Source organism: Pseudobdellovibrionaceae bacterium, assembly GCA_023898385.1.
In the GTDB taxonomy this organism is placed as follows: domain Bacteria; phylum Bdellovibrionota; class Bdellovibrionia; order Bdellovibrionales; family UBA1609.
In genome coordinates, this window is the sequence record CP060220.1 from 2,052,123 (window position 1) to 2,076,362 (window position 24,240).

The window sequence follows — 24,240 nt, forward strand, 5'->3', positions numbered from 1 at the left end:
CAAAGTCGCCCATAAATTAGACCCCCACTGCCATTTTTTCGAAAAATTCTGATTGAAACGAAATCCTTAAACGATCACTAAATCGGTAAAGAAGCTTCCCGTTGGCCCATGCTCACCAGCCATTAGTTTCTTTAACTCAGAAAGAGGTGTTGATGTCGGATGGCTTTCGCGCAAATCGAAATAAGACGTGTAGTGCGCCTCAAGACTGGCAAAAAACTCATCCAGCACAGCTTTTGAATGTTGGCGAAGTCGATCTGGCCAGAACTCCATGACCAAAGGGACATGATGCTTTAGCAGCTCTGTGGCCCCCGCTATCATACTGGGCTCATGCCCTTGAATATCGATCCATGCCAAACTGACGTTGGCACCTGACAAGCCAGCCTCATTAAATACGTCATCGAGTTTTTTCATTTCCACGGTCACAGCTGGGCGCGTCTCTTCACCTGACATTAAAACGCCATCTTTTCCCTCTGCTGCCAGCCGATGATCGCCTGGATTTCCTTCGCACAAAAATAATTCTGTCGTTCCGTTCACAGATGACAAAGCAACGGGTTTTACTGTGAGCCGCTCTGAAAGATCATTCATTTCGATGTTCTTTCTTAGCAAAGTTAAATTTGTGGGCGCAGGCTCAATGGCCCACGCCTTAGTAAATACGTTTTGTAGGACCAGCGGAATACATACCGTGCCAATATTAGCACCCACATCAAGCAACAGAGCGTTTTGCGCTGGCTTCAGGTGACCTAATTTTTGCAAAAGGGAAATGGCTTTTTGCGTAGAATCCCAATCAAATTGTCCTTGCAGGTAAAGGTATTTTCCGATGGCTTCGTCACGAGAACTAAAAGCCATTTTTCCATGGGTGGTTCGCCGCTGAAGTATTCTTTCTGGAACATTTCTCAAAAATTCCCAGTACAACCTGCGCGGTAAGTAACTGGGCTGTTTAAGTGTACGTTGCAGCAAAGACTTCAAGCTCATGACTAAAACTTATTTACCAACTCTTTGAAGTAGTTGCCACGCTCTTCATAGCTATCAAACATGTCAAAACTGGACGCCCCAGGAGATAGCAACACGGTGTCACCGATACGACTTTTTTGATAGGCGATCAATACGGCCTCTTCAAAGGTTCCAATAAGGAATGTTTCGCTATAATCACCCACATCGCGATTGATTCGCTCTTTTGCTTCTCCAACGAGAATTAAATTCTTCACTTTGTAGCGAATGGGCTCAGCTAATGATTTATAATTCAAGTTTGTGTCTTTACCACCCATGATTAAAATCACGTTTTCCTCAAACGCATCAAGGGCCCTCTTTACAGCGTGAACGTTTGTTGCCTTGGAATCGTTGAAAAATTCGACACCACCAACTCGGCGCACATACTCAAGGCGATGCGCAAGCCCTGGATATGTTTCCATGGTTTTTTGAATGGCATCATGAGTCGCACCATGCTCTCTAGCGGTGAGCAGAGCGGCCATAATATTTTCAACAGAGTGATGGCCTCGCATACGGATTTCGTTGGCATCAAAATACTCAATTTCAGGGCCCGTTCTCACATGAATTTTATCACCGATGTTTACGGCACCACCGATATTCATAATCTGGGGCTCTAATGATGGTTTTCTAGAAAAGTAGAAAATTCGTCCTCTTTGAACGGCTGGATCACGAGCCAACTCAACAACAGCATTGTCATCGGCATTCAGAATACTGGTAGTGGCTTGGTTTGTGTTTAAGAAGATACGGCGTTTTGCATTTACGTATTCTTCCATGTTGCGATAACGATCGAGATGGTTTTCAGCTAAATTCGTGAACACGATGTTTCGTGGGTTAAAGTTTTCAACATGCTCCAATTGAAAACTTGAAACCTCAGCTATGACAATGTCTACATCCTGATTGCTGATCAAAAACGACGACAAGGGTTCGTTTGTATTCCCACCAAGCCAAACCTTTTTACCAGAATTTTCTAAAAAGGCTTTGATCAAGTGGCTGACGGTGGTCTTACCATTTGTACCTGTCACTGCAATCATTGGCTTATCAATGTACTGCGAGGCAAACTCGAACTCACCTGTGACTTTCACACCTTGGCTTCTAGCATATTCAAAAATCTTCAGTTGCGGTGATATGCCTGGACTTAAAATAACAAGGTCTTGTTGTAAAAACGTTTTTGGTGTGTGGCCACCAAGCTCATACTTAACGTCTACGCCGTCCATCATTTCAAGGTAGTCCGCGAGCTCGGCTTTTGATTTATGATCACTGACAGTAACGTTAGCGCCTTGGCTCACTAAAAACTTTGACAAGGCCACACCGGTGCGGGCCAATCCTACGACCAAAATCTTTTTGTCTTTTACATTCATTCTTTCTTCCATTTTTACCTCAATTTGAGAGTGGCTAAGCTCAATACGGCGAGCAAAATTGATATGATCCAAAAACGAACAATAATCTTAGTTTCATCAAGGCCCTTTAATTCAAAATGGTGATGAATCGGGGCCATTCGAAAGACCCGCTTACCCGTCATTTTAAATGAAACGACCTGCGTAATAACAGACAATGCCTCCACTACAAATACGCCCCCAAGGACAACGAGCAAGAGTTCGTTCTTCGTCATCACGGCCATGATTCCTAAGAATCCGCCAAGGCCCAGACTCCCCACATCACCCATAAAAACCTGAGCGGGATATGCGTTGTACCACAAAAAACCCAATCCTGCCGCAATAACCGCAGCCGTCATGGGCACAAGCTCTCCAGCTCCAGCGACGTAGGGTATGGCCAAATATCGCGCGATTTCCACATGGCCTGCCACATAGGCAAAAAGCATAAATGTTCCAGAACTGATCATCACCGGTACTATGGCTAAACCATCAAGCCCGTCGGTCAAATTCACTGCGTTGGCACATCCGACAACCACCAGGGCCGCAAAGGGCACATACGCCCAACCCATATCAAAGCTCACGTCTTTAAAAAACGGAACATGCAAAAAAGTATCAACTTGCCCATACAGTATCAACAAGGCCACTGCTCCAGCTGATATCAAAAACTCACCGAACAAGCGAAGTTTGCCTGAAAGTCCTTTTGTATTCTTCTTTGAGACTTTCATTGAATCATCTAAATAACCAATCAGACCAAATCCTAATGTCACCGATAGCACGGCCAGAACTTTGAAATTCGTGACATCTGTCCAAAGCAATACGGCCAGCGCCACACTCATTAAAATCAGCGCTCCACCCATTGTTGGAGTGCCTGCTTTTTTTAAATGAGTTTGGGGCCCATCATCTCGCACCGTCTGCCCCACCTGTTTGCGCACCAAGCGACGAATAAAATGCGGTCCCCACATCCAACAAACCAAGAAGGCTGTAAAAAAAGAGAAAAATGTGCGAACTGTGATGTAACGAAATACATTAAAAATCGAAATCGAATCTGAAAGTTCGTAAAGCCATTGATAGAGCATACGTGCGCGCCTAAATTCTGGTTAAAGGTCCTCGGCCCCCCAAGCCCGTAAAACCCTCTCCAGTTTTAAGCCTCGTGAACCCTTGACGACGATAATGTCCTGACTATCTATCATAGAGCCGATTTTCAATGCAAGAACTTCTTCGTAAGTATTTGATAAATAAAGACTTTTCTTAAAATCTCCACGCTCAATTCCCCGCTTAAAAGCCTCTTTACTGGGCCCAATGAACCAAATGAGGTCCACATCTGTGTTGCCGACCATCTCCCCCAGTTGCTCATGTAAGACCTCGGCCTGATCGCCCAACTCCAACATTTCACCCAAAACCATCACCTTTAATCGTCGGCTTGGAATCTCAAATATGTTTTTAATCAGTGCGGCCATACTTTCTGGGTTGGCATTATAGGCATCAAAAAGAACGCTAGCTCCTGAGGGCAACTGAATCACCTGGTTTCGCCCCCAACCGGTTCTACACTTTGGCAAAGCTTTCCAAATCTCTTCGGGCGGCATTCCCACTGACAAGGCTAGAGCGCTTGCGGCCATCAAATTCACAACGTTTTGACGCCCAAATACGGGCACCGTAGCGGCACCGGGCACATTTCCGATATGTCCTGACACCTCAATATGATCCATGCCCGTGCGAATCACGCGCATATGAACATCGGCATCTGATTTGAAAGAAGAAAAAGTTTTTATTCCACCCGAACCCGGTTTTGACTTCTGTCTTTCCCACATTTCTCGGGTGTAACTGTTATCTAAATTGAATACGTGTACAGCTTTTGGCGACTCCAAATACAACTCTTCTTTTGCCTGCGCAATTTTCTCTTCACTGCCAAAATATCCAATATGAGATCGCCCCACCGTAGTGACGATGGCCACGTCGGGCTTGGCTATGCGAGCAAGGGTCGTCAGCTCACCGGCATGATTCATTCCCATTTCGACGACGGCCATCTCTGTGTCTGGTTTAACTGTAAGTAGCGTCAGGGGCACGCCCCAGTGATTGTTGAAACTTCCGTGGCTGGATACCGTTTTGTAATTTTGCGACAAGATCGTGTCACAAAATCCCTTTGTCGTCGTCTTTCCATTTGATCCGGTGATGGCTATGAATCGAGCTTTTGACCGCATTCTCCAGGTATGCGCCAGCCGTTGCAATGCAGTTAGCGTGTCGTCCACTTTTACAACAGAAACCTTTTGCGCGCGAGCGGCCAGGTCTTCCGGCAGGTGGGTCACTAGCAGTCCCGTTGCACCTGCATCAAGAGCTGCAGACAGAAAATCATGGGCGTCAAAATTTTCGCCTTTGAGGGCAATAAAGAGCTGGCCTTCTAAGTCTTTTCGCGTGTCCGTGCCGATTCCAGTGAAAGACAACGGCCCTTGATGCAAAAGAGTACCCTCGGTGCTTTTGACTACAAAATCTAAATCGAACTGGGTATTCACGCGAGAATCTCCCTTACCACTTGAACATCGCTGAAGGGGCGCTTTTCATCGCCGATGATTTGATAATCTTCATGCCCTTTTCCTGCGACCAATACTACATCTCCATTGTTTGCCATGTTGAGCGCCATGGCAATGGCCTTTCTTCGATCTTCTTCCACAAAAAAACTTTGACCCATCAGATCTTTTGGAACCGCCACCAAACCATCTTCGATAATGGTTCTTGGATCTTCATGTCTAGGATTGTCAGAGGTGAGAATGGCTACGTCAGCCCCTTCTGCAGCGACTTTCGCCATGAGTGGGCGCTTACCCTTATCCCGACCGCCACCACAGCCATAAACTACAAATATTCGTGAACCCGCCTGAGAGCTCGCCTGTCGCACGGCTTGCAAAGTACTCAAGACGGCATTGAGTGCCTGATCGGTGTGCGCATAATCCACAAATACATGCACTTTTTTGCTCTCTGGTACCTTTTCAAGCCGCCCAGGAACTCCCGAAAACTGTGACAACGACTCAGTGCAAGCCTTCAGGGAAACCCCCGCAGCTAGACCCACACCGATAGCCGCCACAGCGTTGTACACATTATGCTCGCCTGGAATGGGTAAAAAAACTTTTGCCTCTCCTCTTGGAGTACTGAGATGAAACCGCGTGCCACCAAAACCAGCCTCAATCTGATTAAATTTTAGATCAGCCTCAGCCTTTCCATAGGTGGTTCGTTTCACATGCGGTGCAATCTCCATTTGTCGACCGTAGGGGTCGTCGGTGTTGATTACCGCCACACTTGATTTCTGAGTCTGCGTTAAGGGAATCTCTCGAAAAAGTCGTTGTTTGGCTTTGAAATAATGATCCATATCGCTGTGGTAGTCGAGATGATCACGAGTGAGATTCGTAAACACCATCACATCAAATGGAATATGATCGGCTCGATACTGATGCAAGGCGTGGCTTGAAACTTCAAAAACAGCGGCCTTGGCACCTAAAGCATTAAACTCGCAGAGACGTTTTTGCAATGTTAAGGGATCTGGGGTGGTCAGTTGACTGGACCATCGATGCTTACCAAGATGATGGTCAATGGTGCCCATTACACCTGTAGGCCAACCAAAATCAGTCAAAATTTTCTCTACCATGTAGGCCGTGCTGGTCTTCCCATTGGTGCCAGTCACGCCGACGCAGAAAAAGTTTTTTGCAGGATCCTCGTAAAAACGACTAGCCAGACGATCTAACTCCACTCTTGTGTCATTAACCACAACAACGGCGCCCGCGTAATCCAATGGCACTTGGCTTCGATCCTCAACAACGACAGCGATTGCGCCTTGATGACAGACCTGTGGTAAAAAATCGTGTCCATCAGAGCTATACCCCTTGATGGCGACAAAAACACAACCTGGCTTCACCTGCCTTGAATCCACACACACTTGACTGACTTCAGATGTGGCGAATTCTCCCCAGGAAAGTTGCGAGTACACTGACAATAGCTGCGATAACTTCATATTTTGTTTTTACAAGACTTTTACAAGCAATGCAGCCAGAAATCCGCCCAACGTAGACAATCCTACCACGGACCCTCCCTGCTCGTAGGCTTCAGGTAGCATCGTCTCGGCAATCATGGTGAGCATCGCACCGGCTGCTGCGCCTTCAATGGCTAAAACCAAATAAAAAGCTGAGCCCGTGGGCTCGCCAGAAAACAACATAGAGCCCACATAAGCTCCCACTCCAGTTAAAAAGCAGATGGATCCCCACATGAGGTAGATTTTCTTCAAACTCATGCCGTGTTGCCGCATACTCACGGCACTCGACATAGCCTCAGGCATATTGGCCAGAAAAACGCCGGCAATAAATGCCAAGCTAATGCCTTGGGTGCTTATGGCCAACATACCAATAACCAAAGATTCAGGGATTCCGTCTATCAATATGCCAAGCCAAATGGCAACCGCCGCATTGCCGTGGCTTGCGGCCTTTCCCTCAGCTAGAATGTCAGAAGATGAAACTGAAAAGGCCTCATGTTCTAGATGTTCAAGACATTGTTTTTTCCACTCTGGATTCGTTTCAGTTTGAGTTTTAACTTCTAGGTCACTGATACGGGACTTGGCCAATGCCAGTAAGTCTTTCTCTACTTCTGGACTCGATGCCACCAAATCTTCTACATCTTGCTGAAGAATTTTAAAAACTCTCACTTTTGTTTTCGCCACTGCATCGGCTGACCGAGGATAGTGACTCAACACTCCAAGCTCGCCAAAGGTGTCACCCGAACCCAAGGTGGCCAATTTTTTTTCGCCCCGTCATTTTCATGAAAAACAATATCCACTTGCCCCTGAACAATGAAAAACATTTCATCCGCAGGATCACCCTGTTTAAAAATAGTTTGCCCTGCTTGAAACTGCTCTTGAGTAACCCGCCCCATCAATGCGGCCATCTTTTTAGGGGGCAATTGATTGAGAATACGCACTTTTGAAAGTTCATTAACGAGCTTCTTTTTTCGGCGCAAATGCAAATGAGTCACATAGTGTCGTGCATTAGACAAGCTCCTTAAAAAAGCTCCTTTGTTGTTGAGGATCTGATTAAGAACCGCAAACAACACGCCACCAGCTATTGCACCTAGGCCGGCCGCTAACATGGCCGCATAACCATGGCGATCCACATGATGGGGCACATGGGCAAAGAGTTCTATGGTCAATGCAAATAACAACGCGCCAGCTCCAAAAGCCATAAAGGCCGAATTAATGCGCTGACGGGGTCGCAACAACAATCCCACTGCCGCACCCAGCGGAAGAGAAATAGCACTGGCGACTCCCCAAGCAAAAGCTTCTAGGTTGATATTCATTGTTTTGTTTTCTCCAGTGAATCAGTTTCACCTAACCAGATTTGTATGGTCTTCGCTTTTGCAAATGACTCGCCCGTTGCTGGGCTGGTTTTTTGGATCACGCCTTGACCGTTTATTTTTAGCTTTTTATCACCAAGCTCGAAGTGCCGAAGAGCCTCACGCAAGCTCATACCCAAAACCGGCGGCACCGTATCTGCCGCCTTTGTTACCACTGTATTGGATTTCTCAGACACTTTAGAGAACTCTTCAATCCTGAACTGATCAGGTAAACCCATAACGTCTTTTTCACTTAAAATAATAGGTGATAAACCGGCTTTTCTAACCGCGTAATTGGCCACCTTCGAAAAAATTGGAGCGGCCACTGTTGATCCGTAATATTCTTCGCGGGGGTGATCGACGGCGATGTAAATAACAAACTTCGGTTCGTTGGCTGGTATGAAGCCGGCAAAACTTGAAACATAACCTCCGGGCAGATAGCCGCGACCTGTTGGGTTTACTTTTTGAGCTGTACCCGTTTTACCTGCCACCGGAAACCCTGGCACCCTTGCGTTAAAACCGGTGCCGTGAGGTGCCGTCACGCCAGTCAACATCAACCGAAGCATGGCTGCTTCACTTTGCGGTAGCACTTGGCGAATTTTTTCAGGCTCAAAGCTTTGTTCATCCCCCGACTCGGGGTCCACAATAGACTTGACGATGTACGGCTTATTTAGAGTTCCACCGTTAGCTATGGCGGCATAAGCATTTGCGACCTGCAGTGGAGTGGCCGTCATACCATGGCCAAAGGCAATGTTGCTCAATAAATGGGGCCGCCAGGGTAAGGCCTGTAAAACTCCAGCACTTTCCCCCGGAAGGTCCACATCGGCCATTTGCCCAAAACCAAAATCCTTTAATACTTTTAGCAGCTCAGAATCTCCCAGCTCAAAAGCCATTTTAGTAATGCCCACGTTAGAAGACTTGGCTAAAATCTCACTCACTGTCAGCCATTCAAACTTATGAGTGGAGTCGGCCTCACCAATGGTTCGTCTGCCGATCTTTAGCTGGCCATTTTCGCAGTTGTATTTGGAGTTGGGTTTTGAGAGCCCCTTCTTCAACGAACCCGCCACCACAAAAGTTTTAATGGTGCTGCCTGGCTCGAAGGCGTCTGTAACCGATTTATTTCGGCGAATATCGGCACCATATTGATTGGCTAAATTGAGGTTAAAACTAGGTGCGTTCGCAATGGCCAATATCTCTGATGTGGTCGCATCTAAAATAACTCCTACCGCACCATCAGCATCGTGCTTTTCAAGCGCCCACTCGAGTTCCCTTTCAAGTACAAACTGTAACTCACTATCAATTGTGAGTTGCAAAGAAGAACCTTCTGGCTGATCGGTGAACCATCGGCCATTTCGAATGAGGGGTCGCCCCCTGGCATCGCGCCTCACCTTAAGTGCGCGGCCTTCGCCCGCTAAAGATTTGTTGTACTTGAGCTCTAATCCTTCAAGGCCTCGCCCATCAATATTCACAAAACCCATCACCTGCGAAAGTAATCTGTCGTTGGGGTACACTCGCATGGATTCATCGATAAAGGCCAATCCTGGCTCTTTCCAAGAATTAATTTTTGTTTTTTGTTCTTCAGAAAGATGCCGCTTAATCCAAACAAACCGGCGATTGGGGTCTTTAATCTTTCGATACAAATTTTTCTTTGACAGTTGCAGGTAACGAGCGAGTTTCTGCGACACGGCCATTGGGTTACCGATCAATTTCGGGTCTGCAAAAAGGGAGTGAGTGGGAATAGTGATGGCTAACTCTTTGCCCTGTCGGTCAGTGATGGTTCCTCGCCTGGAATTTAAAGTGATCTGTTGTTTAAACTGGCGGCTTCGCAGTTGATTGAGTTTTTCATCGGGCAACAACTGTAAGTTAATGGCTCTGACAATAACAATTGACCAAAGTGCCAAAAACCCTACAAATATAACTACGATGCGCCCGTTCATAAGTGCAAACTCCTACATCAAGTGTAGCGAGGTCACTGGCGCATGGCAATTTTGTGTCCAGTTATTTGGATAATCTGTCCCCGCCCGGCTTCTTTTAATGTCAAATGAGTTTGGGCCAAGCGCTGCACACGTTCAGGCTGGGTCACTTTTGCATACGTAATCTGCTTTAAGTACTTTTTATCGACCAAAGACCTATATTCTTTTGATTGTTTCCAAACCATATAACCCAAGCGCCGACTTTCCATTTTGCAGAAGACCACTGCGAATAATGTGGCCAGAGCCAAAATAATGCTCACAAATGGTCGTATGTCTGTTGTTGAATATCTTTTACCCATGGACACCTTCCTTGGTTTGACGCCGCTCAAACACGCGAAGCTTGGCACTTCTTGATCTTGGATTTGATTTTTGCTCTTCACGGCTGGGAATAATGACTTTTTTGTTTACCAACACCCCTAAGCCTGACGCCTTGGCATCGCGAAGCGCATATTTTACGATTCTATCTTCAAGCGAGTGAAAGCTGATCACCATCAACCGCCCACCATCAGCCAACATCTTGATTAGCTCAGGCAAAGCCGCTCTTACGGCCTCTAACTCGCTGTTCACACAAAGCCGGAGGGCTAAAAAATAATTTGTCGCTGGATGGTGGCCCTTCTTTCGCCACCCCTCGGTCTTCTCTATAAGCGACGAAAGCTGTTGAGTTGTTGAGAAGGGTTGATTTTTCCGCTGCTGTAAAATGGCCGTCACCACACGCCCTGGCCTTCGAATCTCGCCCAACTCAAAAAATAAATCTCGCAACTCTTGTTCAGACCAACTATTTACAACTTCCGCGGCCGATAGTGATGCATTCTGGTTCATGCGCATATCGAGGGGACCATCATTATAAAAACTAAAGCCTCGTTCACTTTGATCAAGCTGCGGAGAGCTCACGCCCAAGTCTAGGAGTATCAAGTCAAAGCCTTGCTCACCGACAATTTCAGTGAGTGCAGCCGATACCGAGGCGGTATCAGAAAAGTTGGCGTGTAAGATATAAAAACGACCGCCAGCGATTTCATTTGAAAAATTATCTTTGGCAAAATTCACGGCATCGAGATCTTGATCGATAGCCACATATTTGGCCTCTGCAAATTCATTCATGATCGCCCGCGCATGCCCACCACGACCAAAGGTGCCATCTAAAATATATCTAGGATCTCCGGGCATGGCTTTAACCATGGCAAGGACTTCATCTAGTAAAACAGGTATATGTGCCATTCTAATCCTCACCGTGCTCTAAAGCGGCCACACTACTTAAAATTGATTCGAAGTCACCGGCTAAATCATCACAAAGCAGATCCCAAACCCCCTGCGGCCAAACCTCAAACTTGTGCCCCATTCCAACGAGCACAAGCTCATCTCCTAGGTCGGCATATTTTCTTAATGCGGCTGGTATTAGAAATCGACTATTGCCATCAATGTTAATCACCTGCCCGCCGCTGAGATAAAAACGCTGGAAGGCCTGAACCTCTGTTTTTAAAGCTGGCATTTTTGCCACCCGCCGCTCGAGTTTCTCCCACTGGTCTAAGGTATAGACATCGAGACAACGCTTGCCCTGGTATTGGCTATTTGTGATGACAAGACTGGTTTGGCCTTCTGAAAATGATTGCCGGTAAGCCGGCGGCAAGCTGACACGCCCTTTACTGTCGCTCTTTTGTTGAAAGCGGCCACGAAACATAGAGGTCATCCTAACCTTCATTGAATGAATGGGACCCATCCGTGGATCCCCAGTGAAATGAGACAAATAACCACTTAATACCACTTTGCCCCACTCAATTCCACTTTACCACTTAGCAATGCCGCGTCAAGAGTCCTGATTCTTTTTGGTCCTTACGTCTATGCTTGCTAGCATTTAGATTATGCCAAGGATTTCAATCCCCTATATTTTGACGCGGAACCATACATTAGTAATGAGGCTCCGATGATTGTCGAATGCCCCCGGTGTGGCTTTTCGCAGCCTAAAGATCGCTATTGCGCCAACTGCGGCGTGGATATGGACAACTACAAACCCGAGCCCAAACCGTGGCACAAAAAACTTGTGGGCAGCATGGTGTTTCAAATCTTTTTGGCGGTGTGGGCTGTTGCAGCTATGGTGTTCTTTATTTTTCAAGGCCAACAAGATCAATTCAACAACGAACTGCAAAGAGCCCAACAACTCGGCGAGGCTGATACCAGCAACGAGATGACTGTGGACGAAAAACCCACGTCAAAATCAACTTCTGCTCCAACGCAAAACCAAGGGCGCACAAACAACAAGGCGGCCATTTCAAAGCCAACTGCCCCAACCGAAACCAAGCCCCCTAGAGACTCTGAAGATGACGAATTGGCAAAGGAATATGCCGATTATGATTTTGATCAACCCGCAAAAACCAAGGCTGTCGTTGACGAAGAACCTGAGAGTGTCGACGAAGACGGTTCAAATATTAAATCTATCTCCCCATCCGGTCTTTTTGAGTCTGAGGACACCTTAAAATCCATTGATGCCCCCACAGAGGTCACTGTCCGATTTGCTGAGGTTTCTGCGAATTTTATTTCGACTTTAGCCAGTCAAGGTGAAGTGCTTACCGACGCCGGTGGGTTTAAGGTGTTTAGTGTGGCTCATCAGGGTCCGCTGGGGGCGCTACTTGACCGCGATCCCGGCAGCCGATTTCTTGGCCGAGATCATTCACAGGGTTTTGGCTCATCGGGAATAGAGCTTAGCTATGTGAGTCAAGAGGACGGCGATTATTTGGGACTTACCTTTCAAGTAAAACCCACTTTTGAAAACAAACAAGTTACGGTGAAACTGCAAGGGCAAGTCAATCTAAAGTATGAGGATCCCAGAAGCACGAATCCGGCCCCCATTTCAGGACGGTACACCTTTCAGCCCGGTCGCGTATTGGTGATTTCTGGAATTCTGCCGCACGAAGCTGTAGCACCATCTTTACTAGATGCCCTGGGCGGCACGCCGATCAGCGCCATGGGCTCTGTGGACTTTAAATCTCGGGCCAGCGACGTCATAATGCTGGTTCACCCCTACTAACGCGCCATTCATTGAAAGAAGAGTGACACGCTACCCGCAAATTTCTATAAAAAAATATTCAAATATTCTGAGGGGAAATGCAAAGTGAATAAGTTCTCGCGCTTTCATATGCGACCAGGCTGGATAGAAGTCATCGTTGGATGTATGTTCAGCGGGAAAACCGAAGAACTCCTCACTGAGATTCGACGTTGCCGAATTGCTAAACAAAACTTCCAATTGTTTAAACCTAAAACTGACAATCGATACTCAGATACAGATGTGGCGTCACACAACAAAAATAGCTGGCCATCACAGGTCGTCCATAGCTCTGGTGAAATTTTGGACAGTCTACTGCCAAATACCCATGTTGTGGCTATCGATGAAACCCAGTTTTTTGACTTTGGAATCATCGAGGTCTGCACGACCATCGCCAATAGCGGTAAGCGGGTGATTTTGGCCGGACTTGACACCGACTGGAGGGGCCGCCCCTTCGGTCCGATGCCACAACTCTTAGCCATTGCCGAGGTGGTCAAAAAACAATATGCCATTTGTATGGTGTGTGGCGACCCCGCCACGCGCACACAAAGGATAGTGGCAGCAGAGGATGACATACTTTTAGGCTCTACTGAAGCCTATGAGGCGTGCTGCCGCACTCATTTTGATTCTGGATCGATCAGTGCTCAGCACTTGCCACCCACGATTTCGCCCTAATCCTGTTGAAAAAAGGCGGATAACGAACTCAGACCCTTGATAAATCGGCCTTTTATGACCATAATCTCCCCAATGAAATTTAGCAAAATAACGCTATTTTTGTGAGGGCCCCATGGATCACTTAAAATTAAAAACTCTCATTTCTGAAGAACAAATTTCTGAACGCGTTCGAGAACTGGGGCGACAAATCACAAAGCGGTTTAAAAATGAGCCACTGGTTGCCGTTTGTGTATTAAATGGCGCGATTTTATTTTTTTCTGATTTGGTTCGCGAAATTGATGCCGACGTCACATGTGAGTTTATTGGGCTATCCAGCTATGGCGCGGGCACTTACTCTACGGGAGACGTCAGAATTACTGCTGACTTCTCACATTCGGTTAGAAATAAACATATCTTGATTGTCGAGGATATTATCGACTCTGGCCTCACCATGAGTTACCTGCAGCAAAATCTTAAATCGCGAGGTGCCAAAAGCATCACAACGGCCACGCTTCTGCATAAACCAAAGGCTCAAAAAACCGAATGCGAAGTAGACTTTGTTGGTTTTGAAATTCCCAATGACTTTGTCGTGGGCTATGGCCTGGACTACCAGGGATATTATCGAAATTTACCCTATATCGCTCAAGTTCAAAATATCAACTAGAACCTGGTAATTTTATTTAAACCGGGTTGATTTATTTTTCAGGGATAATTATTTTCTGCCCGGCGCGAATGCTTCTGGCATTCCCAATATTGTTTACTTCTTGAATAGCTCGAACACTCACCCCAAACCGCTGAGCCAATTCACTGAGCGTTTCACCACTGGCAATTCGATAGCTGCGAGTTCCGGTAAAATCTGATTTTTGATCTTTCATTTTACTCATTTCATCCAAGGCCACTTGATAGCTCGATTGAGGCACGTAAACAAAGTCTTTCAGCCCCAGAGTGTACCAACCGCGCCAAAAAGTACTTTTTAGTTGAGGGTTAAATTCCTTAGCCGAGCTTACATTTTCACTGAACCACCGTACTAGAGTTTGTTTATTGATATTTTTAGTCAATGCCAGCTTCTGCACAGGCAATGGGGGTGCCCAGTAGGCTTTTCCAAAAATTTTGTCTGCGTTTTTTTCCACGTGAAGGGCTGCTAAAAAGCTAGAATAGAAATTAGCCGAGGCAAAACCAAAGCGATGTTTTCTCACATCCACAAGCTCTACCAGAGACGAAGCATTGTACTTTTTTAAAAGGTTTCTAATTCCAGAGGGTCCATGATTGTAAGCTGTTACTGCCAAGGGCCAATCCTGCAAAATGTCGTAATTAATTTTCAAAAAACGAGCCGCGGATCGCGTGGCAGTCAAAGGATCGTTGCGCTCATCAGCAGCATTCGTGATGCGCATAAAACGACGCCCCGTGGATCGCATAAACTGCCATATACCACTAGCACCCACTTTTGAGCGAGCCTTCACATTGAACGAACTTTCTACAAAGGGAAGTCTTGTTAATTCAACGGGAAGTCCCGCTTCGCGAAAAATCTGTTCCATTTCTTTAATGTAACTGCCTGAGTAGTAAATACCTTTATAGAATCTATCTTTTTGCCCTAACTGAAATCGCAGACGCTTTTTGGTGGTTGCTTCTTTAAATTTATTTTCTTCCTCAACTCGCGAGAACAAATGCCAATATCTAAGATCTTCTCCTTCAAGGCCAGATGGGTCTTTTACCGCCTGAAGCTTCAAAAGCCTTTGTTTGATCTTGTCCTTCGACTGCTTAACCAGATTCTGCCGTGCTCGTTGCTTGGCTCGATCAGACAATTTGGCGTCGGCCATGATGTCTGTAAAATCGACGACCTCGTAGATTAAATGCACATAACGACTGTCGTGTAACAAGCCCTGATCTGTGGTGTACTTGGCATAGATATCGACCCAAAATCCCACTCGCTCTTGCAGCTCTTCAGGGGTCTTAAATGTGTCAACGCCGTAGCCAATGGCCTGCCCCTGCTCACCGTATTTTGGCGCTTCCCACTGACGTGCCTGATTGATGTCAAAGTTTTCAAGATCATCTAAAAACATCACTGGCGTGTCACCATCATTGGGCGATTCTAACTCTTCAGATAAGACGGGCGGAATATTCCACATAAACAAAAGTAGCAATAAGCCCATTATAAATCTCATTGATGGTCTCCTGCCAACGTTTCGGCAAACCGGTCAAATAACCTTCTTGCTTCAAATGTCTTATTGGCCTTGCCGTTGTATAAAAACACAAAAGTAAACTGACGCCCATCAGGTCGGCCCACGTAACCGGCCAAACCGGACACGCCAGTGAGGTGACCGGTTTTTGCCCTTAACAGTCCTTCAGCGTTTGTGTCTTTAAGGCGCTTTTCTAGGGTGCCATCAACACCAGCAATAGGCAGAGCCGACGCCAGCTCGGGATAAATACGAAAGCTGTTTTTCAGGTGCACCAAAATAGTGTGCAAATCTCTAGGTCTAAAATTATTACGCCTCGATAGCCCCGAAGGGTTTGTCATTGCAAAATGACCCGGCTTGATTCCAAGCTGGTGCACGTAATCTCTAATCACTCCCAAGCCTGTTTCCATAGACGCGGGCGTACCTTTTAACTCCGCCGCAAGATTTTTAGTCATAATCTCAGCTATATAGTTGTTCGAGAACTTCATCATGCCCGCTACAAGTTCGGGCAATGGGCGGCTGTCCACATCGGCTAATGTGGCGGCCCCCTTGGGCACCACTCCAAGACGAACGCTGCCACGAACGGTAACGCCTCTTTGTTTTAAAAAGGACACCAAATTGTAACCCGCCCATAATCCTGGCTTCGATATGGATTTATAAAAAACGGTCTCTTTTTGATCCACGCCCATCTGACCAGTGACCACGATCTTATCCACAAAATTTTGTGACGCAGATACCTTTCGAGTAGTTTCTTCTCGACTGACCTGCAGCTGCGGTGATGTGCCTGGCAGAGCTGTTTTGGCTTTGTTAGACAGTCCAAGATATTCATTGGCCGGATCCAAGTAGACTTTTACAGGATCACCGGTTTCATCGCCTGGACGCACGAAAACATTGGCTGCACTCCAATTGAATGTCATTGCACCAATGGGCGCGTCATAGGCCCGATCCACTCGACTGGGGTCTCGACCGGGATCAAATCGAACTTGATCAAACCGACTATCATCAACAACAATGTCGCCTTCTATGATTTTTATATCAGTGCGTAGAAACTCATTTACTAGATACCACATGGTTTCTGATACAAAACCAGCATCACCTCCCCCGTTTAAATACAGATCTCCCTTTAATACGCCCGCCTCCCTGGGGGCTTTTGACTGCAGTCGGGTAACAAATTTATGGCCCACGGGGAATCGCTCTAGGATCGCCCCTGCTGTCACAATCTTGGTTAATGAAGCAGGCGTAAATTTTTTTTCTGCATTCAGGTCGAGTAGTTTCACTTCTGCATTTTCGCCAGCGTAACTGATGTACAGCCCAAGATCTGATTTTTTAAAACCTTGCTTTTTAATTTCACTTTCTAGATTTTTTACCAGCAGCTCTTTCCACTCCTGGGAAAAACAGGGGACAGCCAAAAATATGAAGCCGAAACAAATTGATAAACTGGTTGCTCGTAAAAGGTATGCAGACAACGCCTCCCCCTTTTTTTGATTCATCAGTATAGGCAGATCCATTTGGTTTTGCAACGCATTACATGGGTATGAATTTGTAAATACATGGCTTATGTTTTGTTACCATATTTTAACTATGTCACTACCCATGCATAAAGTCCTAATTGTGGATGACGAACCCCACGTGCTCGAGTCCATACGTCGATTGCTTCGTAAGCACTATGAAGTTCTAACCTGCAATAGTCCCAAACAGGCCCTACAAATAGTGTCGACCAACAAAGATTTGGCTGTGGTCATTTCAGACTATCAAATGCCTGAAGAAAACGGGGTGGACTTTCTTTTGCAGATTAAAACACTGGTTCCGCAGGCCGTGCGCACTATTCTGTCTGGACAAATTGACAACCAACAATTGATGCGAGCAATTAATCTTGCTGAGATTCACCGGATTATATTGAAGCCTTGGGACAACGATTACCTACTTCTGCAAATCGCCGAGTCCGTGCAAGCCCATGCACTTTTGAAAGATCGTGCCGCATTCAGGTACCTTTCCATCACCGACCCTATCACCGGGCTATACAATCACCGATATTTTCAGGAGCAACTCAACCTCCAAATGAACTCGGCTAAAAATAATGATAAACCGATATCTGTAATTATGATTGATGTGGATCACTTTAAAAGTTTTAACGACCGATATGGACATCCCGAAGGCGATCGCCTCTTGTCCATGGTCGGGTCCGTCATTCAAAAACACTGCCCTCCCCATGGCGTGGCCTGTCGCTATGGTGGAGAGGAGTTTGCCATGATCCTGGCGGGCAAGTCTTTGCAGGATGCCGGAATCATTGCCGAGCAAATCCGGGCCCAAATTGAATGTGAAGATTACGCGGGCCCCAATCAACAACGGTTGTTTATTACGGCAAGTTTCGGGGTGGCTAGCTTTCCGGAACACGGAAATAAGCCTCGAGAAATTGTGAGCGCTGCTGATACCGCACTTTACAAAGCAAAAGCTGATGGCCGAAATCGCGTGGTGATTACTTAGCTAAAGATCCAGTTGTATTTTTGCAACTCAGGGCGTTGCTAAGCCGACGCTGTGAGTTGCAAAAGAAACCAGATTCCTAACAACGCTAAGTTTTAGATGATACCCTTTTAAAATGTCGCGAAAAGATTGGTTTTTAGTTTTGTCCATCGTCCCCGCTGTTTGGGGGCTTGATATGATCACCAAGTTCTGGGCTTTAGAAACCTTAGCTTCTAACCCCAAATTCTACGGCATCCTTGGCTTGGTCTTGCACCGCAACCCCGGTGCCATGCTAGGAATGTTTTCAGACCTTCCACCTCTTCTTCGCATAGTCTCGTTATCCACAGGTGGCGCCTTTTTAGTTTTTATCTATGCGTTTATTCAATACTTATTGCCCAGCAAGTTTATCTACATGCGCGCAGGAATGTCACTCTTGCTTGGTGGTATTTTGGGCAACGTCACTGATCGCATCATCTGGGGATCTGTGGTTGATTTTCTAATTATCGGAAAACCCCCTATTTCCACAGCAGCGTTCAATGTGGCCGATGCCATTCAATGGGTGGGATACTTTCTTATCGTTGCGTTTCTCATTCGGGAAGGCGGTCGTTTATGGCCTGAGAGCAACACAAGAAAAATGGTCTGGGTCAATCCCCACTTTCAGTTGAAGTATATATTTGTCCTGCTCACTGTAGGATTGGGATTTTCCATAATTAGTGGCGTATTCTCTTATACGTATATTAAAGTCGTCATTGACGATTTTGTTGTTGGCGACCCTACGGCCAGTGAACATCGATTTCTTGTTCCATTTCTTCTCACTTTTTGTGTAATTTCTTTGGTTTTTTTGCTGGTCTTGTTCACCATTGGTCGCATCCTTTCTCACCGAACCGCGGGCCCGCTCTATGCCTTTGAAAAATATCTGGACGAACTTCTTGAAGGGCGCACCCGAATTTTTCGCCTACGAGCAGGAGATGAATTTCGACACCTTGAAGAACTTGGTGATCGACTGCGCGCCCGTTTGGTACCAGACCCCGCCGATCGAGAAGATGGGCCAGCGCCTACAGACTTGAATTCGTGATTTTATTGAAAAAGTAACGTTTTGGTACAACGGCACTCAGATCATCTTTTGCCACCAAAAAATCACCTTTATATGTTCTAACTATACCCTCAGGATGAACGGTCCTCGCTTGACCCTTTCGCGACCCACCCTGATAGACGATTTGCACGGGTTGCTTAGACTCAGCTGCTTCTACCAACGCACGATAACTGGGTTGAGATTTAAGAGCCAAAATGGAGTAATCACTCCAAGCCAATTTCACCTTTTGATACTTCACGATGTCACTCATAGATTTCACTTCACCAATTCGCTTAAAACACTCGACTGTCAGCCGCAAGCCTTGTTTTGCATCATCGAGCGCTCGATGCGCTTGAGCTTCTGGAAATTTTAAAAAGCTCACCAATGTCTGCAGTTTGTGATTAGGGCTCTCAGGGATGGCTCGCCTCGACAACAGACTGGAGCAAAGCACGGGTCGCTCTGGAAATTTTAATTTTTTTCTTTCAAACTCTATGGCCAAGAATCCCATATCAAAGGGAGCGTGGTGGGCCACCAAATATCCGTCTTGAACAAAGTTCCAAAACTCTTCAATTTTTTCAGATATTTGTGGTGCCCCCTCAACCATACTGTTACTGATTCCGTGAATATTAATCACTTCTTGCGACATTAACGCCGTCGGTTTGATAAGTGTTTGAAATGTATCCACAACTTCGCCGCCCTTCCACTTCACGGCGGCCATTTCACAAATTTCAGCACCCAGTGGATATTTACCGGTGGTTTCCAAATCAAAGGCAATAATTGTTTCTTCTTTCCAGTTCTTACTATCGATCATCAAAAAGTCCCTAGCTTAAATGGCTAACTTTAGTCTATAGCAGTTATACACAGTCGCAATTAACTACATTCTACAAATAAACAATATTATATTAATAAATATGAAAAATATTATCCGATTCTTTGCCACCGAGCATTTGTTTGGCAATCTGCTCACTATTCTTTTTATTGTCCTTGGACTTTACACGATCTCTTCTATTCGCAGAGACATTTGGCCCGAGGTCGATTTTGGGATCACCACCATTCGAGGAGCCCTTGGAGGAGCCTCTCCCGAACAAGTGGAAAAACTTATCATTAACCCCATGGAGTCGGCCCTACGCGGCGTCGACGGCCTTAAAAAAGTCAGCTCTACTTCTACCGAATCCACCGGCGTCATCGTTTTAAACCTGGATAAAGATGCTCGCGACAAAGACAAAACCAATGACGACATCCGTCGATCTATCGACCAAGTGGATGATTTTCCGGAAGAGGCAATAAAACCCATCGTCACTGAAATTGACTCCACTGTTTATCCCGTGATCGAGGTGACAGTGGGTGGAAACTTACCCGCTATGGAAATTCGAAAAGCCGCCGACTTTATGGCCGATGAGCTTGAGCGACTGCCGCTCGTAGCCAGGGTGTCTCGCATGGGCTATCTTAAACGGGAATACCTGATTGAGGCCGATCCTGAAAAACTCGCGGCCCGCCAAGTGTCTTTGGGAAGCCTTATCACCACGATCAAACTAAGAAATATTTCTCTTCCCGGCGGCACAGCCAGTGACAATACGGGACTTGAGCGCCTCGTTAAAACAGAAGCCGAGTATGAAAACCCCAATGAAATTATGAAGACCGTGGTGTTTGCCAACGATGCGGGGTTTGGGACCCGCATTGGCGATGTGGCCACCGTTCAAGAGTCGCTTGAAAAACCAGATCGAATTTATCGAACAAATGGGAAGGATTCCATAAATCTTATTGTGATGAAAAAGGCCAACGCTGATGCGCTCACCGTAGTCGAATCAATTAAAGACAAAGTGAAAGAGCTCTCCACCCGTATGCCAGACGGCATCGATTTGGGTTACACCAATGACTTTTCTATTTACCTTTCAAAACGACTTGACGCCCTTGGCTCAAACCTTGTGGTGGGTTTGATTCTTGTAGTTATAGTCTTAGCTTTATTTCTACCGTGGCAAGCCACCATCGTTGTGGCAGCGGGGATACCCGTTGCGCTCTTTGGTGCCCTCACAGCCGCCTATCTCCTTGGGTACTCGTTAAACTTAATTAGCCTCATTGGGCTTATCATCGTATTAGGGATGCTGGTAGATGACGCCATTGTGGTCACAGAGAATATCTGGCGCCATATGGAAATGGGCAAAGACATTGTGAGAGCCACAGTCAGTGGCGCATCAGAAGTATTCACCCCTGTAATTGCATCTATTCTTACTACTGTCTCGGCTTTTGGGCCTATGCTATTTATGACAGGGGTCTTTGGGGCGTTTATTTTTGAGATCCCTTCAATGGTCATCCTAGCTTTAATCTTTTCATTGCTTGAAGCATTTTTAATTATGCCCTCGCATTTCAACAGTTGGGTGGGTCCATTTATCTCGAGCAAAGATGTTCAAAAAAATTCTGAAAAACCTCATTGGTTTGATCGTGTGATTGAGTCCTATAGAAACTATGTGCGATGGAGCTTGCGTTTTCGCTACCTTATGTTAGCCCTGGTTGTCGGTTTTTTTCTGATTACTGCTGCTGTTGTTGTTAAAACAGGACGGTTTGTATTGTTCCCGCCAGAGGGCATTGAAATTTTCTTTGTCACTGCAGAGGCTCCAACGGGTGTATCTCTTGAAAAAATGTCTGATCTCATCAAGCCTATCGAAGCTGGCATCATCGAGCACATTCCAGAGAGCGAAAGAAAAGACTTTGTAACCACTATTGGACTTATTCAACAGGATCAAAATGATCCTTTGACTCGTCGAGGCTCGCATTTTGCTCAAATTCGTATCTCGCTCACGCCGCAAGCCGAGCGAGTTAGAACAGCCCAACAAATCGTCGAGGATATCCGCGAGAAGATCTCCAAGCCAGAAGGCATTAACATTATCAACTTCTCCTATGCCCGCCAAGGCCCGCCACAAGGCCGGCCTATCACTATCAATCTGTTGGGTGAAAACATTGATACGCTTCGAGAAATAGCAGAAAAAGTTAAATCTCGCCTCGGTGAAATTGACGGAGTCATTGATGTTCAAGACTCCTATTTGGCTGGTAAAAAAGAGTGGCAGGTTAAGCCAAGATACGAAGACACGGCCGAAGTGGGTCTCAATGCTCAGCAGGTTGCTCAATCTGTGAGAGCGGCCTTTGAAGGAATCGTTGCCAGCAGTGTGCGAAATCTGGAAGAAGAAATCGATTTAAGAGTTCGCCTGAAAAAAAGCGACGGCGATATGTTGCATCAACTTGAGAACCTAAAGATCGGCAACGCCCAAGGAAATCTAGTGAACCTTGCATCTGTCGCTGATTTTGTACCTGTTGAAACCAACAGCAACATTCGACATCTTGACTACGACCGAGTACTCACCGTATCAGCCGAAGTGGATCTTGAAAAAGTCACGGCCATTAAAGCTACCAATGACACTAAGCCTTTTATCACCGAACTCGTCTCGAAATACCCGGGCTACTCAGTGAACTACGGCGGTGAAGATGAAGACACCAAAGAGTCGTTTGCTTCTCTAGGACGAGCGTTTGGATTTGCTGCATTTTTTATTTTCATTCTATTGGTTGTTACTTTTAAAAATTTAATTCAACCGGTACTAATACTTTCATCCATACCGCTGGGTTTTATGGGTGTTGTCTATGCCATGGCCATACACGGTCGCCCGTTAAGCTTTATGGCCATGCTCGGTGTTATTGCCCTAGCCGGCGTAATTGTGAACAACGCCATCGTGTTTACAGATTTTGTAAACCGGGTCAGGCGAGTTCATAACAAAAGCTTAAGCCGATCCATTGAAGAGGCTGCTGCCATCCGGCTTCGTCCCATTGTATTGACGACACTGACAACAGTTTGCGGACTGTTACCCACCGCCTATGGTGACTTTTTAAGAGACACATTTGGTTTTGGTGGCGGTGATCCGTTTATTGTTCCCATTGCCTTGGCACTGGGCTGGGGACTGGCCTTTGGATCTGTTATGACCGGGCTATTTTTTCCCGCCTTTATCCGAATCACCGATGACATCCGCCGCTTTATTTAAGGGGCGGCGGAGCTATTAAATTGTATGTTCAGTGCGTCGATTGTGGCCATTTGGGTGTCATCCCAAGTTCCTGCCTTGCGCGACGAATATGGCCGACTGAGAGATTTATTTATTCAAATTTAAAAATGCAGATTAGCAATTCGAGACATCCCTTAAGTACGCTTCAAGGATAACGAATGTTGATGAATATTACTTGCTGAAGGGGCGTTTTTCAGGAAGCTCATTGGCGCGGCCCTCACTGACTTGTTTAACGAAGTTTTCGTAAACATTCATTGAGTCGTCTTTTTTGCCAAAAACCTCGCCGAGTTTTCGCGTTTTGCTGCCATCGGATTTAAATGGCTTTTGTTGAATCCGAAAACGCAACATATCCTCAGGATCCTTGCCGCCGGCTCCAGCACCCTGTACAAACTCAACAGGCTTTGGCTTACCGTAGACATCCACAGAGGTGTTTTCCAGAGTAGATCGAACTTTTGCAACTACCAAATCGAGGCGTTGCTGAGCCATATTTCGAGCGCTACCTAGGTTTTCATCTCGTCCGCTGTCAAAATACACCTCTGAGTCCACATATACGTCCACATCCTCAAGGCCGGTGGTGATGCCTTTAACCCGCTCCATCACATCGACAAACTGACTCGATGGACGCCCAGTGCCCTCAAGAAATAACAATCGAGCAGGAATATCAAAAACAATTTGATCTTCACCAATGTTGATGTTGCTGACATCCACCCCGAAATCACCCATCTGTTCTGCCATAAAATGCAGCGCAATTTTTTTTGTTCCCATGGCCATGATATTTGGTGTTTTATCAATGGGTTTTACAAACTGTTCAAAAAACTTCAAAGGCTCATTCATTAAATCCAGAAACAATTTTTCTAGAGTCAACTCAGCCCCATAGTTTGAAAAACTATACTCAATAATACTTGGTGTTGAAAAATAGTCTGATACGTTTTGCTTTACTTCTTCTGATTGAGAGATCAGCCACATAACTAAAAAAAACGCCATCATCGCTGTCATAAAGTCAGCAAAAGCCACCTTCCAGGAACCACCGTGGGCCCCGGCAGCTTGTATGTTGATCTTTTTAATGACTATGACGGGTTCTTTATCGGCCACAGATTAATTCCTTTTCG

21 protein-coding genes are annotated in these 24,240 nt (G+C 46.0%); 6 read left to right on the plus strand and 15 right to left on the minus strand.

Annotation, left to right across the window (positions count from 1 at the left end):
• Nucleotides 1-66 precede the first annotated feature (66 nt).
• The 11 genes from H6626_09200 to mraZ are packed head-to-tail and all read right to left on the minus strand — an operon-like array spanning nucleotide 67 to nucleotide 11,369.
• On the minus strand, nucleotides 67-972 hold the full coding sequence (locus tag H6626_09200) for an FkbM family methyltransferase (GenBank protein ID USN46392.1): 906 nt from the start codon (nucleotides 970-972) through the stop codon (nucleotides 67-69).
• Nucleotides 973-974: 2 nt separating this feature from the next.
• Nucleotides 975-2,357, minus strand: coding sequence for a UDP-N-acetylmuramoyl-L-alanine--D-glutamate ligase (gene murD, locus H6626_09205; GenBank protein USN46393.1), 1,383 nt, complete (start codon nucleotides 2,355-2,357; stop codon nucleotides 975-977).
• Between the two features lie 2 nt (nucleotides 2,358-2,359).
• Complete coding sequence (locus H6626_09210; GenBank protein ID USN46394.1) at nucleotides 2,360-3,436, minus strand: phospho-N-acetylmuramoyl-pentapeptide-transferase; 1,077 nt, start codon at nucleotides 3,434-3,436, stop codon at nucleotides 2,360-2,362.
• Nucleotides 3,437-3,457: 21 nt separating this feature from the next.
• Nucleotides 3,458-4,867, minus strand: a complete 1,410-nt coding sequence (locus tag H6626_09215; protein USN46395.1) for a UDP-N-acetylmuramoyl-tripeptide--D-alanyl-D-alanine ligase — start codon at nucleotides 4,865-4,867, stop codon at nucleotides 3,458-3,460.
• On the minus strand, nucleotides 4,864-6,354 hold the full coding sequence (locus H6626_09220) for a UDP-N-acetylmuramoyl-L-alanyl-D-glutamate--2,6-diaminopimelate ligase (GenBank protein ID USN46396.1): 1,491 nt from the start codon (nucleotides 6,352-6,354) through the stop codon (nucleotides 4,864-4,866). The genes H6626_09215 and H6626_09220 overlap by 4 nt, the downstream gene beginning before the upstream one ends.
• Nucleotides 6,355-6,363: 9 nt before the next feature.
• Complete coding sequence (locus H6626_09225; GenBank protein USN46397.1) at nucleotides 6,364-7,128, minus strand: ZIP family metal transporter; 765 nt, start codon at nucleotides 7,126-7,128, stop codon at nucleotides 6,364-6,366.
• On the minus strand, nucleotides 7,080-7,685 hold the full coding sequence (locus tag H6626_09230) for a cyclic nucleotide-binding domain-containing protein (protein ID USN46398.1): 606 nt from the start codon (nucleotides 7,683-7,685) through the stop codon (nucleotides 7,080-7,082). The genes H6626_09225 and H6626_09230 overlap by 49 nt, the downstream gene beginning before the upstream one ends.
• Nucleotides 7,682-9,658: a cell division protein gene (locus H6626_09235; protein USN46399.1), complete on the minus strand. Its 1,977-nt coding sequence runs from the start codon at nucleotides 9,656-9,658 to the stop codon at nucleotides 7,682-7,684. The genes H6626_09230 and H6626_09235 overlap by 4 nt, the downstream gene beginning before the upstream one ends.
• Nucleotides 9,659-9,690: 32 nt before the next feature.
• Nucleotides 9,691-9,993 (minus strand): histidine kinase, encoded by a 303-nt coding sequence (locus H6626_09240; GenBank protein ID USN46400.1) that lies wholly within the window; start codon nucleotides 9,991-9,993, stop codon nucleotides 9,691-9,693.
• Nucleotides 9,986-10,909: a 16S rRNA (cytosine(1402)-N(4))-methyltransferase RsmH gene (rsmH, locus tag H6626_09245; GenBank protein USN46401.1), complete on the minus strand. Its 924-nt coding sequence runs from the start codon at nucleotides 10,907-10,909 to the stop codon at nucleotides 9,986-9,988. Before rsmH ends, H6626_09240 begins: the two co-directional genes overlap by 8 nt.
• 1 nt (nucleotide 10,910) lies before the next feature.
• Nucleotides 10,911-11,369, minus strand: coding sequence for a division/cell wall cluster transcriptional repressor MraZ (gene mraZ, locus H6626_09250; GenBank protein ID USN46402.1), 459 nt, complete (start codon nucleotides 11,367-11,369; stop codon nucleotides 10,911-10,913).
• Nucleotides 11,370-11,612: 243 nt separating this feature from the next.
• Here mraZ and H6626_09255 point away from each other — a divergent pair, with 243 nt between their 5' ends.
• The 3 genes from H6626_09255 (at nucleotide 11,613) to hpt (ending at nucleotide 14,046) form a co-directional block, all read left to right on the plus strand.
• Entirely contained in the window at nucleotides 11,613-12,713 is a 1,101-nt protein-coding gene (locus H6626_09255) for a hypothetical protein (GenBank protein USN46403.1), read from the plus strand.
• 108 nt (nucleotides 12,714-12,821) lie between these two features.
• Nucleotides 12,822-13,403, plus strand: coding sequence for a thymidine kinase (locus H6626_09260; protein USN48991.1), 582 nt, complete (start codon nucleotides 12,822-12,824; stop codon nucleotides 13,401-13,403).
• Nucleotides 13,404-13,515: 112 nt separating this feature from the next.
• On the plus strand, nucleotides 13,516-14,046 hold the full coding sequence (gene hpt / locus H6626_09265; GenBank protein ID USN46404.1) for a hypoxanthine phosphoribosyltransferase: 531 nt from the start codon (nucleotides 13,516-13,518) through the stop codon (nucleotides 14,044-14,046).
• 31 nt (nucleotides 14,047-14,077) lie between these two features.
• Here the strand turns inward: hpt and H6626_09270 are convergent, their stop codons facing one another.
• The gene (locus tag H6626_09270; GenBank protein ID USN46405.1) at nucleotides 14,078-15,544 is read right to left on the minus strand and encodes a transglycosylase SLT domain-containing protein; all 1,467 of its coding nucleotides are present in this window, start codon (nucleotides 15,542-15,544) and stop codon (nucleotides 14,078-14,080) included.
• Nucleotides 15,541-17,046: a D-alanyl-D-alanine carboxypeptidase/D-alanyl-D-alanine-endopeptidase gene (gene dacB / locus H6626_09275; GenBank protein ID USN46406.1), complete on the minus strand. Its 1,506-nt coding sequence runs from the start codon at nucleotides 17,044-17,046 to the stop codon at nucleotides 15,541-15,543. Before dacB ends, H6626_09270 begins: the two co-directional genes overlap by 4 nt.
• A 103-nt stretch (nucleotides 17,047-17,149) precedes the next feature.
• Here dacB and H6626_09280 point away from each other — a divergent pair, with 103 nt between their 5' ends.
• Both H6626_09280 and H6626_09285 read left to right on the plus strand, forming a co-directional pair.
• On the plus strand, nucleotides 17,150-18,040 hold the full coding sequence (locus H6626_09280; protein USN46407.1) for a diguanylate cyclase: 891 nt from the start codon (nucleotides 17,150-17,152) through the stop codon (nucleotides 18,038-18,040).
• A 112-nt stretch (nucleotides 18,041-18,152) separates the two neighbouring features.
• Nucleotides 18,153-19,091 carry a signal peptidase II gene (locus H6626_09285; protein ID USN46408.1) on the plus strand — a complete coding sequence of 313 codons (939 nt, stop codon included), beginning with the start codon at nucleotides 18,153-18,155 and terminating at the stop codon, nucleotides 19,089-19,091.
• Here H6626_09285 and H6626_09290 read toward each other — a convergent pair.
• Nucleotides 19,072-19,899 carry a 3'-5' exoribonuclease gene (locus tag H6626_09290; GenBank protein ID USN46409.1) on the minus strand — a complete coding sequence of 276 codons (828 nt, stop codon included), beginning with the start codon at nucleotides 19,897-19,899 and terminating at the stop codon, nucleotides 19,072-19,074. The two genes, H6626_09285 and H6626_09290, sit on opposite strands and share 20 nt — an antisense overlap.
• A 100-nt stretch (nucleotides 19,900-19,999) precedes the next feature.
• On the opposite strand from H6626_09290, the gene H6626_09295 reads away from it, so the two are divergent.
• On the plus strand, nucleotides 20,000-23,113 hold the full coding sequence (locus tag H6626_09295; GenBank protein ID USN46410.1) for an efflux RND transporter permease subunit: 3,114 nt from the start codon (nucleotides 20,000-20,002) through the stop codon (nucleotides 23,111-23,113).
• 189 nt (nucleotides 23,114-23,302) lie between these two features.
• On the opposite strand, the gene H6626_09300 is transcribed toward H6626_09295, so the two are convergent.
• Nucleotides 23,303-24,223, minus strand: a complete 921-nt coding sequence (locus H6626_09300) for a chemotaxis protein MotB (GenBank protein ID USN46411.1) — start codon at nucleotides 24,221-24,223, stop codon at nucleotides 23,303-23,305.
• Nucleotides 24,224-24,240 lie beyond the last annotated feature (17 nt).

Coding starts and splice junctions, on each gene's coding strand:
- H6626_09200 (USN46392.1), bottom strand. CDS start 972: ATGAGCTTGAAGTCTTTGCTGCAACGTACACTTAAACAGCCCAGTTAC.
- murD (USN46393.1), bottom strand. CDS start 2,357: ATGGAAGAAAGAATGAATGTAAAAGACAAAAAGATTTTGGTCGTAGGA.
- H6626_09210 (USN46394.1), bottom strand. CDS start 3,436: ATGCTCTATCAATGGCTTTACGAACTTTCAGATTCGATTTCGATTTTT.
- H6626_09220 (USN46396.1), bottom strand. CDS start 6,354: ATGAAGTTATCGCAGCTATTGTCAGTGTACTCGCAACTTTCCTGGGGA.
- H6626_09230 (USN46398.1), bottom strand. CDS start 7,685: ATGAATATCAACCTAGAAGCTTTTGCTTGGGGAGTCGCCAGTGCTATT.
- H6626_09235 (USN46399.1), bottom strand. CDS start 9,658: ATGAACGGGCGCATCGTAGTTATATTTGTAGGGTTTTTGGCACTTTGG.
- H6626_09240 (USN46400.1), bottom strand. CDS start 9,993: ATGGGTAAAAGATATTCAACAACAGACATACGACCATTTGTGAGCATT.
- rsmH (USN46401.1), bottom strand. CDS start 10,909: ATGGCACATATACCTGTTTTACTAGATGAAGTCCTTGCCATGGTTAAA.
- mraZ (USN46402.1), bottom strand. CDS start 11,369: ATGTTTCGTGGCCGCTTTCAACAAAAGAGCGACAGTAAAGGGCGTGTC.
- H6626_09255 (USN46403.1), top strand. CDS start 11,613: ATGATTGTCGAATGCCCCCGGTGTGGCTTTTCGCAGCCTAAAGATCGC.
- H6626_09260 (USN48991.1), top strand. CDS start 12,822: ATGCGACCAGGCTGGATAGAAGTCATCGTTGGATGTATGTTCAGCGGG.
- hpt (USN46404.1), top strand. CDS start 13,516: ATGGATCACTTAAAATTAAAAACTCTCATTTCTGAAGAACAAATTTCT.
- H6626_09270 (USN46405.1), bottom strand. CDS start 15,544: ATGAGATTTATAATGGGCTTATTGCTACTTTTGTTTATGTGGAATATT.
- dacB (USN46406.1), bottom strand. CDS start 17,046: ATGAATCAAAAAAAGGGGGAGGCGTTGTCTGCATACCTTTTACGAGCA.
- H6626_09280 (USN46407.1), top strand. CDS start 17,150: ATGCATAAAGTCCTAATTGTGGATGACGAACCCCACGTGCTCGAGTCC.
- H6626_09285 (USN46408.1), top strand. CDS start 18,153: ATGTCGCGAAAAGATTGGTTTTTAGTTTTGTCCATCGTCCCCGCTGTT.
- H6626_09290 (USN46409.1), bottom strand. CDS start 19,899: ATGATCGATAGTAAGAACTGGAAAGAAGAAACAATTATTGCCTTTGAT.
- H6626_09295 (USN46410.1), top strand. CDS start 20,000: ATGAAAAATATTATCCGATTCTTTGCCACCGAGCATTTGTTTGGCAAT.